Origin of the sequence: Lewinella sp. LCG006, from assembly GCF_040784935.1 — a bacterium.
Classification (GTDB): Bacteria; Bacteroidota; Bacteroidia; order Chitinophagales; family Saprospiraceae; genus Lewinella.
Genome location: NZ_CP160680.1, coordinates 5,968,498 through 5,981,328 on the forward strand (window position 1 = coordinate 5,968,498; position 12,831 = coordinate 5,981,328).

9 protein-coding genes are annotated in these 12,831 nt (G+C 46.2%); 5 read left to right on the forward strand and 4 right to left on the reverse strand.

The genetic code is table 11. From position 1 onward, the window contains the following. Nucleotides 1-125: 125 nt before the first annotated feature. The 4 genes from AB0L18_RS21630 to AB0L18_RS21645 are packed head-to-tail and all read right to left on the reverse strand — an operon-like array spanning nt 126 to nt 5,989. Nucleotides 126-2,597: an SDR family NAD(P)-dependent oxidoreductase gene (locus AB0L18_RS21630; RefSeq protein WP_367389409.1), complete on the reverse strand. Its 2,472-nt coding sequence runs from the start codon at nt 2,595-2,597 to the stop codon at nt 126-128. Between the two features lie 28 nt (nt 2,598-2,625). Then, complete coding sequence (locus tag AB0L18_RS21635; RefSeq protein ID WP_367389410.1) at nt 2,626-3,963, reverse strand: TlpA family protein disulfide reductase; 1,338 nt, start codon at nt 3,961-3,963, stop codon at nt 2,626-2,628. 41 nt (nt 3,964-4,004) lie between these two features. After that, nucleotides 4,005-4,529 (reverse strand): hypothetical protein, encoded by a 525-nt coding sequence (locus AB0L18_RS21640; RefSeq protein WP_367389411.1) that lies wholly within the window; start codon nt 4,527-4,529, stop codon nt 4,005-4,007. A 29-nt stretch (nt 4,530-4,558) separates the two neighbouring features. Further along, nucleotides 4,559-5,989, reverse strand: coding sequence for a dicarboxylate/amino acid:cation symporter (locus AB0L18_RS21645; RefSeq protein WP_367389412.1), 1,431 nt, complete (start codon nt 5,987-5,989; stop codon nt 4,559-4,561). 129 nt (nt 5,990-6,118) lie between these two features. On the opposite strand from AB0L18_RS21645, the gene hemE reads away from it, so the two are divergent. From hemE to AB0L18_RS21670, 5 genes are all read left to right on the forward strand, one after another. Further along, entirely contained in the window at nt 6,119-7,153 is a 1,035-nt protein-coding gene (gene hemE / locus AB0L18_RS21650; protein ID WP_367389413.1) for a uroporphyrinogen decarboxylase, read from the forward strand. A 207-nt stretch (nt 7,154-7,360) separates the two neighbouring features. Beyond that, nucleotides 7,361-8,203, forward strand: a complete 843-nt coding sequence (accD, locus tag AB0L18_RS21655; protein WP_367389414.1) for an acetyl-CoA carboxylase, carboxyltransferase subunit beta — start codon at nt 7,361-7,363, stop codon at nt 8,201-8,203. Nucleotides 8,204-8,312: 109 nt separating this feature from the next. Next, a complete protein-coding gene (locus AB0L18_RS21660) occupies nt 8,313-9,683 on the forward strand; it encodes a M28 family metallopeptidase (RefSeq protein WP_367389415.1) in 1,371 nt (456 codons plus the stop codon). Nucleotides 9,684-9,724: 41 nt separating this feature from the next. Continuing rightward, a complete protein-coding gene (locus tag AB0L18_RS21665; RefSeq protein WP_367389416.1) occupies nt 9,725-12,367 on the forward strand; it encodes a M14 family zinc carboxypeptidase in 2,643 nt (880 codons plus the stop codon). Between the two features lie 63 nt (nt 12,368-12,430). Then, nucleotides 12,431-12,826 (forward strand): MarR family winged helix-turn-helix transcriptional regulator, encoded by a 396-nt coding sequence (locus AB0L18_RS21670; protein ID WP_367389417.1) that lies wholly within the window; start codon nt 12,431-12,433, stop codon nt 12,824-12,826. Nucleotides 12,827-12,831: the final 5 nt, after the last annotated feature.

A 12,831-nucleotide genomic window follows, 5' to 3' on the forward strand; every position in this document is an offset into this window, starting at 1 on the left:
CTTCAGCCCGGACGTGTAATTTTCACTTTAGCTTGACCACAAAAAATTTCAGAGAAGGTTTAAAATGTAGTTGGATAAGATTTTGCCTAGCTTTTGATCTGGCCGGGCTGAAGCCCAGCCTACGATTATTCCTCTTCCTGATACCTATCTCTTCCCGAACGATCAATGACCGTGCTACTTGCTTGCTGTGTGCCCTGGAGGACAACGTCGAGGATATTTACGTGAGCGGGTTGTTGGGCAATAAAGTATACGGTGGCTGCCACATCACGACTGGTCAGTGGTTGAAATCCTTCGTAGATGTTTGCTTTTTCCTGATCACCATCAAAGCGTACCAGTGCGAATTCAGTTTCTTCCACGTGGGCCGGAGCTACCTGGCTCACCCGCACACCATGCTGGTGTAAATCAAGTCGCATACTCTTGGTGAGGGCATCTACTGCAAATTTGGTGGCGCAGTAGACGTTGCCTTTAGGGTAAACCTCTTTGCCCGCAGTAGAGGCAACATTGATGACGTGCCCATGTCCGCGAGCCACCATGCCCGGGGTGACCGCTCTGGTAAGGTAGAGCAGGCCTTTGATATTGGTATCAATCATTTCATCCCAATGCTCAAGATGCCCTTCGTGAATAGGATCAAAGCCCTTGGCTTTACCCGCATTATTCATCAATATATCAATCGTAGACCACTCTGCGGGCAGACTATCGATAGCAGCTTGCACAGCCTCTGCAGAACGTACATCAAAGACGAGTAGGTGAGACTCCGTGCCGTAGCGTTCCTTCCACTCTTGTTGGAGGGCTTGAAGTCTTTCAGCCCTGCGGCCAGTGATGATAAGCCGATAGCCATTGGCAGCAAACTTAGCGGCCGTCGCTTTACCAATTCCTGAAGTAGCTCCCGTGATCAGGATACATTTCCCTTTACCCGCTTCGCTTTCCAAAAGCGCAGAAGCTTCTCGTTGCTGAATCAGGGCTTCTAATCGGCTTACATTGTCCTTGAGGGCTTGTAAGGTGTTTTGTTCTTGTTGAAGATCAGATTTATGGGCCATAAGCTTGAAGACCGCGTCATTTTCTGGAGTTTTGAACTCCGGGTTAATGGAAATAGCTTGTTGATAAGCATGGTAAGCTTGCTCGTGTTCATGCTGGCGATGGTGCAAAAGTGCCAAGTCATAATAAACAAAAGAGTGCTCAGGATTGATCTCTATGGTTTTTTGAAATGCCTTTAGTGCTTTTTTAGGATGATCAAGTGCACCGGCATATAAGAGCCCTAGTTGATAATAAGCATCCTCGGGAGTACCTTCTCTTTTTGCAGCTTCCTTAAAGTATTTTACCGCTTTTCCCGTAGCGTTAGGCTCTGCTTGAAGGCTTAATTCGCCTAAGCGAAACCATACATCAGCTCCCTGTTCATTGATGCTCACCAGGCGGGCCAAATATTTTCTAGCAAGGGCTGGTTGTCCTGCTAAATCGGCCAATTCTGCTGCTAGAAACAAGCCATTTTCGTGTTGCGGATTTTTGGTTAGCAAAAAGTTGACCTGCTCACTGGCTTCTTCCGCACGATCATCCTGTGCAAGTAGTAGCGCATAATTGTAGCGCAAAGCTTCATTGTTAGGAAAAGATTCAAGCCCGGCTTCTAACAATGTTATACCATCACTCATAGCGTCGCTATCGGCTAAGCGCCATGCTTTTTCCACTAGCAATTCGGCTTCTTCCTCCACATCCTCTTGTGCCTCATTCTCGGAGGGATCGCCTTCTAGCACCTCCATCCCAAAATCTTCTTCTTCCGGATGTTCTTCTGGTTCTCCTTCTAATATCTCTATGCCAAAGTCTTCTTGATTATCGCCATTTTCCTTTTCTTCTTCATCGAAGGTAGGAGTGGAAGGGAGTAAGTCTATTCCTGGTATACCGGTTAAATCCAGAGGTGGGACTTCTTCTTCCGCTGTTTCTGTTGCTACAACTTCCGCTACTGTTGGGGTTTCCGGTTGCGTTGGTGTTGGGGTTTCCTCTGCAAAGCTTTCGCGGAAAGCATCTCCTGCCTCAGTTTCATCCAGGAAGATGAAAAGTTGCTGATAAGCATTGTGTTGGAATTGGTAAAGTTCTAAATGTAGGTTACTACGCAAAAGGCGGATAAACTCTCCGGCTTCCCCTGAAATATCCCGAACTGCTTTCAAGTGGCTTGCAAATCCTTCATTATCCAGGCGTTCATCTTCCCGTTTTTGACGACGTAAATCGAGGTAGCGATCTTGCCAGAAGTTGATGTATTGAATAATGTCAGAAACCCTTTCAAAACTGGTAGCAACAACTTCTTTTTCACCATTTTCCGCCAACCTGTAGCCGGGAATAACCACCGGCAGTACATCGTGGCCATGTTCATTGAGCATACTCAATCCGCTCTCCATACACTTGGTAGAACGAAGGAAATTATCACTGATCAATAAAATAATGGCGCCTTCAAATCCTTTTAGCTTACTGGCCAGGCTTTGTTCCTGGTCTCTTTGAATAGCTACTTTTTGCAAGGTGATGACCGGTGCCAAATCAGTGGCAATCTTACTTGCAACCTCTTCGTTTTCAGCACAGTAAGCTAGTGATACGGGGATGTTTAATGTTTGCATAGTTGGATTTAGCTAAAAGCGAAAAAGTTTAGGATGCTGAAAGCAATTGTTGAATGCTTTGCTCGAATTCTTCTTGGAAAGCCTCGAAGCGGGAGGTAGCTGGCCCATCAAATCCTGTATGAATTTTTCTTACCCGATTTTCCTTATCAATGAAAAGCAAGGTAGGGTAGGAGATGATTTCGTTGAGCATGGGCAATGCCTTGGAAGCTTCTTCTTTGTCGTAATAGCCTCCCCAAAGAACAGGATAAGGAATTTCATTGCGTTCTTGATAGCGTCCAAGTGCGGCCAATGCTCTTTCCTCGTCTCGATAACGCTCAAAACCAATGCTTATTACCTGAAGGTCAGGATGAGGGTTTTTTGAAAAATAATCCAATAAGAACTGGGTCTCGTCCTTGCAATTAGGGCACCATGTCCCCATCAGTTGCACGAGTTTAGCCTTGCCGGCAAATGCTTCATCAGATAGACTCACTGGCTCCCCTTTGGTATTAGGGAACGTAAAATCGATAGCTTGGCCGCCATCAATGACCTTCGTCAACTCATAGGGGCTTTTGAGTGTAGCTTCCGAGTTTCGACGCGCTTCCCAAATGGTGCGATAGTGTTTGCCAGAACGGAAAGAACCTACCATTGTTTCGTTATCAGCATCAATCTGAGCCTCAAACAAAAAAGCATGTGCACCATCGAAAACTGATAAATAAGCTTTATTGCCAGAGACTTCTCCTTCCAGATAGCGATAATCGCCTGTTTCCGTACGGAAAGTGCCGCTGAGCTGGTTGTTGTTTTGAACAAATTCTCCAATACCTGCAAAGGCTGCTGATTCATCGCCACCAGGGCCAAAGGTAACTTCCCAAATACCGGATAGATCCAGCGCGGGCGCTTTAGGGATTTTAGTAAAACGATGGTTTTCACCAAAATGAGCAATAAAGGGAATGCTGTAATTTTCGCGGTAATTAACGACATATTCTCCCTCAATCAGACCTTCCTCATAGAGCCCTACGATATAAGTATCGTAGATAGGAAAATTGATCCTGATGGAATCTTTTGCCCTGTATTTGCTGCGGCCGAAAGAGACATCTTTGACGACAATCCTTTCATCTCCATTGAGAAACACGATTTGAAAAGTGGTGTCGTCGGTGTATTCTACTTCGAAATTGAAGGGAAGTTCACCATTGGTCACTTCGTCGAAAGTGAGCCCAAGCTTGTCTTCCCGGTACTCGCCTTTAGGATTGGGGGTGACAGCACTAGGATCAAGTTGCAGGACTGCTCGCCAAACACCGGGGGGGATTTTGGTATACGGATTTTCCATCCGCAAACAAGTAGTAAGCGTGAGCAGGGCAATGGCAGCCAAAAGTAAAGGAGCAAGTTTCACAAGCGTAGTTTAAGAACAATAACGGATAAGATCACAAAGGGTTATGATTTGCTCCCTTTAAAGTGATCATCTTTGTATTTAAAAAGGATATTGAAGGAAGTCAGACTACCGTAAATCCTGGTGATGTACTGCTGAAGGTTCACTTTCTCTTCGTCAATCAGCGCACTGCTATTGATTCTTTGCTCCATCACCCGCAAGCGATCTCTGACCATTACGATTTTGTGGAAGAAGGTATCAATTTCCATTTCTTTTTCCTTCATATCCGGGTCTTCCGGACGAAGGATAAGCGTGCCGTTGATCCACTTGTCGCCTAACTCCACTTTTTCTTCCAGACCATTGTAGGTCTTTAAAATTTTGATCAGTGCCTTTTCTGCTTCGGTAAAGCTTACTTCTTCTTCCGCTGTAATGGCTTCCACGACTTCCCATTTGTCATAATCGCGGCCTACCAGCTTTACGCCATAAAGCGTAAAAGTCAATTCATAAGCAGCCGGATGCAGTCGAATAACTACACCATCACCATAGGCGGGATGTTTTACCCGCGATCCTACTCCTAATACTCCTTCCATATTTTAAGACTATCCTTTTGGGTTAAAAATCAGGAATTTAATATTTCCATATCCAAATCTCCTTCCGATTTGGCGATCAAAGTAGAAACGGTTGCGTCACCAGTGACATTAACAACTGTTCTACACATATCGAGAATACGATCGACAGGGAAGATGATGGCTATCCAGGCAGGATTTAATCCTACGGATTGCAGGACAACAATCATCATCACCAAGCCTGCTGAAGGCACCGCTGCTGATCCAATCGAGGCCAATGTTGCGGTTAACACAATGGTTGCTTGCTGAGCGATAGACAGATCTACAAAGTGCATTTGAGCCATAAATACGACTGCCACTGCTTGATAAAGGCTCGTGCCATCCATGTTGACAGTCGCTCCAATCGGCAAGACAAAGTTGGATACGTTCTTCGATACACCAAGGTTATCTCTAACACACTCCAGGGTTACTGGTAAGGTAGCAGCACTGGAACTGGTAGAAAAGGCCAGGAATTGTGCTGGACTGATCTTTCTGAAAAAAGCCGCGTAAGGCAGTTCTCTCACAAAAATCTTCATCAACAAGGGGTAGAACACAAAAATCATAAAGGCCAAGCCCGCAACCAAAACAAGGGAATACGCAGCTAATCCTTTGAAAATTTCAATGACCTCTGCCGTTGTACTCGCCATTTTTGCAATGACGCCAGCCATTAGCGCAAAGACAAAAAATGGGGCAGCGTTCATTACCACCTCAACCATCTTCAGAAAAACCTCGTTGGTGCCGTCGATAAAGGCCATCACTGGCTCGGCTTTTTCTCTTGGAATCATCAAAAGAACGATACCGAAAAAGATGCCGAAGAAGATGACTTGCAACATCAATTTTCCGTCTGAAAGCGACTGGAAAATATTTTCGGGGACAAAATCCACGAAAAACTGCAAAGGGCCTGCTTCTTTCATTTGCGAAGCATCCGCCATCTTTTTAGAAAGTGATGGATCTTCCTGTGCACGGTTGAGTTCGTCTACTAATTCAGAAGCCGCAGCATCTCTAAAATTAGCGTAAGCAGGATCCGAAAGAAAATGCTTACCATCCAATATTTCTACACCATCTGTCTGCTGAACCCAAAGCTCATATTTTATCCGGTTCTTGATACGTTGATCTTGTGCGATAGTTGCACCTGGCTGAGCAATATTTACCAAAATGAGGCCAACCCCCACAGCCGCGACGGTTGTAATCAGGTAGGCCGCCATGGTCTTGGCACCCATCCTGCCTAGTTTGGATAAATCAGGTAAGGTGCTGATGCCTGAAATGATAGAAAGTAATACCAAGGGGACAGCAATGAACTTCAACAGGCGGATGAAAATGGTTCCAAATGGATCAATCCAATCAATTGTAAACTTGTTCCAGCCCCACTTCACAGAAAAGAAAGCGTAGATAATACCTAAAAACAGGCCAATAATAATTTTCCAATGCAGCGGTAGGTTCTTCATGAATCGAGGAGGATAGTTAGAAATAGCCCCCAAATTAACGAAATTTCTGATTCAGCGCTTTTTTGTCAATTGATTATCACAAAATAGCGGAGGTTTCACCAGTTCGCTTAATTCTCTTAAGTTTGCCGCATGAGATTGGAAAACGATTTATTGCTACGTGTTGCTCAAGGAGCAGAAGTAGAGCGCCCCCCAGTGTGGCTGATGCGTCAGGCAGGAAGAATATTACCGGAATACCGTGCTTTGCGGGCAAAGCTTAGCGGGTTTAAAGAACTTGTGGAGACCCCCGCCTTGGCGGCAGAGGTAACCCTGCAACCTGTTGATATTCTGGGTGTGGATGCTGCCATTATCTTCTCCGACATATTGGTTATCCCCGAAGCTATGGGGCTGACTTACGAGATGATTGAGAAGAAAGGGCCCTCTTTTCCTACAACGATCAAATCTCGTCAAGACATCGATGATTTGATCACGGGTGAGACAGCGGCTTCAGAACTTACCTACGTTTATGATGCTTTAACCCTCACGAAAAAACAATTAGCCGGTCGGGTGCCGCTGATCGGTTTCGCGGGTGCTCCCTGGACCATCATGGCTTATATGGTGGAAGGTGGCGGAAGCAAAACTTTTTCCAAAGCCCGCAAGATGCTATTCCGTGAACCAGCAATGGCGCATGCACTGCTTGAAAAGATTACCATTACAACCATTGCTTATCTAAAACAGAAGGTCAAGCACGGGGCAGATCTTATCCAGTTGTTTGACTCCTGGGCTGGAATTTTATCTCCTGAGTTGTACCGGGAGTTTGCTATTCCTTATCTACGCCAGATTACTGAAGCATTGCGTGAAGACGGTACGCCAGTGACGATCTTTGCCAAAGATGCCTGGTTTGCGCTTCCTGATTTAGCCGCATTGCCATGCCAGGTGATTGGTTTGGATTGGACGCAGCAACCTGCCGAGTTACGTAAATCTCTCCAAACAGATAAAGCTTTTCAGGGCAACCTTGATCCTTGCCAGCTTTATGCTCCCGGAGAAAAAGTAGCAGCAGCTACTAAAAAAATGCTGAGCACCTTTGGCAAAAAACACATTGCCAACCTTGGCCATGGTGTTTACCCGGATACCCCGCTTGAAGGCGTCAGGGCTTTTATTCAAACGGTACAATCCCACCGCTATTAGCCATTATGGCCAGGTTTGTCGCTCATTTTGGCGGGTTTATCCCCTGGCACCAAAGTGGTCGATTAATTTAATTAAACGAAACAAGCTTTTATTATCCCCTTAGCTTTATTACTTTTGCCACGCTGCAAGCATGAGCATCTGTTGGGGATGTAATAAAAAGACTTGCACAACACCTAAGAAATTCCCGCTTCCATATAAACTGATTTTATGGGTTGGTTCAAGCGACTTAAAGACGGTATTCAGACAGCAACGAGGAACAAGAAAGAAGCTCCTGAGGGGCTTTGGTATAAATGTAAACGTTGTAAAGAAACTTCTACCATGAAGGAGTTGCGGGAAAACGCTTACAAGTGTCCTCACTGCAACTATCATGTAAGAATAGGTTCTTACGATTACTTTGACCTCATCTTCGATGGCAATTTCGATTTGATGTTCGAGGAGTTTCGTTCAAAGGATCATCTTCATTTCGTAGATCTAAAATCTTATCCCGAAAGGCTCAACAGTGCCTATAAAAAAACGGGACTTACGGATGCTATTACCGTTGCGAAAGGCAAGGTCAATCGCCGCCCACTGGTTATTGCAGCGATGGATTTTCAGTTTATCGGAGGTTCCATGGGCTCGGTTGTGGGGGAAAGAATTTCTCGTGCTATTGACCATTGCCGTGAGACCCGCACGCCCTTCATGATTATTTCCAAGACGGGTGGTGCCCGAATGATGGAATCTGCTTTCAGCTTGATGCAGATGGCGAAAACATCTGCTAAGCTGAGTACCCTGGCCAAAGCTGGCGTGCCTTATTTCTCTTTTATGACAGATCCTACCACGGGAGGCGTTACGGCTTCTTTCGCAATGCTGGGGGATATCAACTTTGCGGAACCAGAAGCACTGATTGGTTTTGCGGGTCCTCGTGTCATCAAAGAAACGATTAAAAAAGAGCTGCCTGAAGGATTTCAAACTTCGGAATTTGTACTGGAGCACGGTTTCCTTGATTTCATTGTAGATAGAAAAGATCTTAAAGAGCGGATCTCCGATCTACTCCAGCTTTTTGAGAAGTAATGCGCTTCGTCAACCACCTGTCTGAAGTATTCATTATCGCATACTCTTGAGTGATTGAACCCTATTCGTTGTGGTTCGCTCACAACAACAGTATTAATACCACAGAAAGATGGATAAAAGCATACTCGCTTTGGTTATTATCTTGACCACCAATTTCCTTGCTGCTCAAGATGCTACCCCTCCCGTTTTGAATCCTTTAATGTATAAGATTGCTGAAGCTGCCTCACCTGCCCGCTTGGAAGCTGATATCCGTACATTGGTCAATTTTGGTACCCGCCACACCTTAAGTGATACCCTTTCTGAAACGCGGGGGATCGGAGCCGCGCGCCGTTGGATCAAAGCAAGTTTCGATAAAATCAGTACAGATTGTGATGATTGTCTTCAAGTGGAATACCAAAGAACACTGGTGCCAGCGGCAGATAATCGCCGTATTCCTGAGGACACCTGGGTCGTCAATGTAATGGCGATCCAAAAAGGAACGCGCTACCCCAACCGTTACGTCATCATGAGCGGGGATATTGATTCTCGCGTGAGTGATCCCTTGAATGGTACGGATGATTCTCCCGGTGCCAATGACAATGCCAGTGGTATGGCCGGGGTGATTGAAGCTGCCAGAGTGCTTTCAAAATACGAATTCCCGGTCTCAATTATTTATGTGGGACTTTCTGGCGAGGAGCAAGGTCTTTTTGGAGGGCAGCATCTGGCACAAAAAGCCCTTGATGAAGGATGGGAAATTCTCGGCGTCCTCAACAATGACATGATTGGTAATATTGAAGGTATCGATGGCGTCATTGACAATACGACATTTCGGGTTTTCAGTGAACCCACACCTCCTAATGAGACCGAGCAAGAGCGGATCTGGCGTCGTTTTTATGGTGGTGAAGTCGACGGGCCATCACGCCAATTGGCAAGGTATATCGACAAAATGACCGAGCAGTTTTTTACCAACCTTGACGCCATTATGATCTATCGTCTGGATCGCTTTGGCAGAGGAGGTCACCATCGCCCCTTCAACGACCTGGGCTTCCCGGGGGTGCGCATCATGGAAACCCACGAAAATTACAACCGCCAACACCAGGATTTAAGGACCGAAGACGGAATAGCCTACGGTGATGTGATAGAAGGTGTGAATTTTGAATATGCCGCGAAATTGACGGGCGTCAATATGGTCACCCTCGCCTCGCTGGCAAGCGCCCCGCCAGCTCCAGAAGGTTTGATGATTGGCGGAGCAGTACAACCTTCGACGCTACTCGAATGGAATGCCAGTGAAGATCCTGATTTGGCCGGGTACGTTGTCTACTGGAGAGATACAACCGCTCCCCAATGGCAACATGCACGCTATTTTCCGGCGAATACAACGGCGGTAGAACTCACCGGCATCGTGATTGATAACTATCTCTTCGGAGTAGCCAGCATTGGAAAAAATGGCGATCAAAGCTTGGTCTCCTATCCACGTACGTTGATTCCAAGGCGACGATAATTACAAACACCTTCTCGTTAACCTAGCAAGTAATTAAGGGTATGAAACGTTTCTTATTAATACTATTCTGCTTAATTCCTTTACTAAACTACAGCCAGCAGGTAGACCTGGTTCCAGCACGGTTCCCTTTTGAAGAGACACTGGAATACAATCCTGGTATCCAGTCGCCAGCCGATTTTCTGGGATATGAGTTAGGCGAACGATTTACCGAATACCATCGCTCAGTGGCTTATTTCAAATACCTGGCAAGCCAATCCGATCGGATCACGCTCCAGCAATATGGAGAAACGTACGAGCAACGGCCTCTGATTAATTTGGTAATAAGCAGTCCTGAAAACCATGCCCGCATGGAGACCTTGCGCGAGCGGCACCTGAAGTTAATGGATGCTAATTTCGCCGCCAGTGAAGAAGGTAAGAAGGTCATCGCCAATGACCCGGTATTCACTTCGTTTAGCTATAACATTCACGGTAATGAGGCTTCCTCTACCGAAGCAGCAATGCAAGTAGCTTATCGCCTGGCGGCAGTCAATGACAAGGAAACGGCCCAGGTTTTGGCAAAAAGCGTCATCCTGATGTTCGTCTGCATCAACCCCGATGGCCGCGACCGATACGTCTACTGGATCAATGGTGCTGGCCGCCAGCAACCGGGTATCAATCCCAATGATTTTGAACATTTCGCTCCCTGGCCAAATGGCCGAACCAATCATTATTGGTTTGATTTGAATAGAGACTGGATCTGGGGTGTGCACCCAGAGTCGCGTGGGCATACTGCCGAGTACCAACGTTGGATGCCTCAGGTTCACGTAGATTACCATGAGCAAGGCTATAATTCCAATTATTTCACCGCTCCGGGCGCAACCCCACGCAACCTGCTTTTGCCGGACAGTTACGAAGCTTGGAGTGATACCTTTGGTCGTGCCAATATTGCGGCTTTTGATGAAGAAGGCCTGATGTATTTTACCCGTGATCGTTTTGACTTTTTCTACCCAGGCTACGGTTCGTCGTATCCTAGCGTGATGGGCGCAATAGGGATGCTTACGGAGCAAGGAGGAATCGGTGCTGGCCGAGCGATTACTACCGACGATGGTTATATTCTCACATTCAGACAACGCATCTTTGATCATTACACGACTTCATTGGCAACGATCAAGAAGGCTGCCGCTCGCCGACAAGCTTTACTGGAATACAGCGTTGCAGCATGGAATCCTAAAAACGCCAAGTCTCCCCATCAAAGTTTTGTGATTCGCAACGAAGAAGGTGGTTTTTTGGAAGACTTCCTCCGTGTATTAGAGCGTCAGGGTGTTGTCGTCGAACAAGCAACCAGTGATTTTCGTCTTGACAATTGCCTGGATTACCGTACAGGAAAAAGGGAGACGGCACAGTTTTCCAAAGGTGATTATATTATTTCTGCTCAGCAGCCTCGCCACCTGCTTGTACACAGTATGCTCGACCGAAATCTTGCGATTGAAGATTCTGTGATGTACGACATGGCTACATGGTCGGCTCCTCTGGCCTATAACCTGGAAGCTTACTCAAGCACACTCTCACCTAAAGTGGCAAGCACCAAAGTAACTAAACTAGACCGGAACGGGAGTGTGGATATTTCTTCCTTAGCGGATAAACCGGTTTATGCTTATTTGATTGATTGGCAGCAGCGGTGGGCACCGAAAGCCTTAGCAGAATTATGGGAGAAAGGCTACAGGGTACGTTCGGCAGTTGCGCCTTTTTCTAATGGTGATGAAGCCTACTCGGCAGGAACACTGATCGTTTTGCGAGGGCGAAACCTGGAAAAGGAAGGCGATTTATCTACGGATATGAATAGTATTGCTGCGAGTTGTGGTGTGAAGATCAAAGCCTTGCCCACGGGGCGCATGAGCGATGGCTTTGACCTGGCTTCCAGCAGGAACCGCCCCGTAGATAAGCCACGCGTAGCCATGCTGGTAGAACCACCTTTTGATACCTACACTAGTGGGCAGGTTTATTTTCTTTTTGATCAGGAGACAGCTTTCCCTATTGATCGAATCCGTACTTCTGTTTTTGCTCAGACCAGTTTGCCGAAATTTGGCGAGCGCTATGGTTATGCTGATATCAACGATTACGATGTACTCATTTTGCCCGATGCCAGTGATCTACACCGTATTTTCTGGCAAGAACAACGCATGGAAATAAATCAGTGGCTGGAACGCGGAGGTACATTAATCGCAATGGAAGAAGCAGCTAGCTACTTTACGACAGAAGGAAAATTTGGCAAGCTGGAAATGGTGAAAAATTCACCAGACACGAGTAGTGCTGCCAAGTACCTTACCTACGCTGAACAAGAGGAGTACCGAGGCCTCAGACGTATTCCTGGTTCAGCACTACGTACCAAGATGGATATCACTCACCCTCTCGCTTTTGGGGTAAAGCCCGAAGTTTTTGGTTTGAAGCTGAATACTTATGCATTGGAGCCTGTAGTGGGGTTGGAATCGGTAGGTACTTATCATGCCACTTCTAAGGAATTACTTACGGCAGGCTATGCTTCCACTGCAAACCTGGAGCGCCTGGCTGGAAAAACTTTCGCAGGTGTACAGCGCATCGGTAAGGGTAAAGTGGTTTATTTATTTGATAATCCACACTACCGAATGTTCTGGCGTGGCCACAGTAGGATGATGCAAAATGCAGCTTTCCTATTGCCCGGCTTTTAGATAAACTTTAAGGAAGTTTTCAAAGAAATAGAGCTTATGGCGACCAAAAATTTCGGAGCAATAATGGATCGAACCCTCAAGTTGATCCGTCAAAACTATCTGCAAGCTTTTCGAGATCAACAGGCTGATATCACTACAGAACAGTGGGTCTTGTTGGATCGCTTGGCCGAAGGTGATGGGATATCCCAAACCGATTTAGCCAATGACAGTTTTAAAAATGCACCTACGGTTTCGCGAATCATCACCTTACTCGCCAAGAAGAAACTGATACGCAAGAAACAATCCTCCGAGGATCGTCGCCAGTATTTAATCTACCTTACTAAAGAAGGAAGGCAGCTTCATGAAAACGTTTTGCCTTCCGTTTTGGCATTACGCACCCAAGGCTGGCAACATTTGTCAGAAAAAGACTACAAAGACTTCGTCCGAATCATGGATCAAATAGGGGAGAACTTTAGTTAACTTTT

Excerpts from the sequence above, each read along its gene's own strand:
- AB0L18_RS21630 (WP_367389409.1), bottom strand. The coding sequence starts at position 2,597 with ATGCAAACATTAAACATCCCCGTATCACTAGCTTACTGTGCTGAAAAC.
- AB0L18_RS21640 (WP_367389411.1), bottom strand. The coding sequence starts at position 4,529 with ATGGAAGGAGTATTAGGAGTAGGATCGCGGGTAAAACATCCCGCCTAT.
- AB0L18_RS21645 (WP_367389412.1), bottom strand. The coding sequence starts at position 5,989 with ATGAAGAACCTACCGCTGCATTGGAAAATTATTATTGGCCTGTTTTTA.
- hemE (WP_367389413.1), top strand. The coding sequence starts at position 6,119 with ATGAGATTGGAAAACGATTTATTGCTACGTGTTGCTCAAGGAGCAGAA.
- accD (WP_367389414.1), top strand. The coding sequence starts at position 7,361 with ATGGGTTGGTTCAAGCGACTTAAAGACGGTATTCAGACAGCAACGAGG.
- AB0L18_RS21660 (WP_367389415.1), top strand. The coding sequence starts at position 8,313 with ATGGATAAAAGCATACTCGCTTTGGTTATTATCTTGACCACCAATTTC.
- AB0L18_RS21665 (WP_367389416.1), top strand. The coding sequence starts at position 9,725 with ATGAAACGTTTCTTATTAATACTATTCTGCTTAATTCCTTTACTAAAC.
- AB0L18_RS21670 (WP_367389417.1), top strand. The coding sequence starts at position 12,431 with ATGGATCGAACCCTCAAGTTGATCCGTCAAAACTATCTGCAAGCTTTT.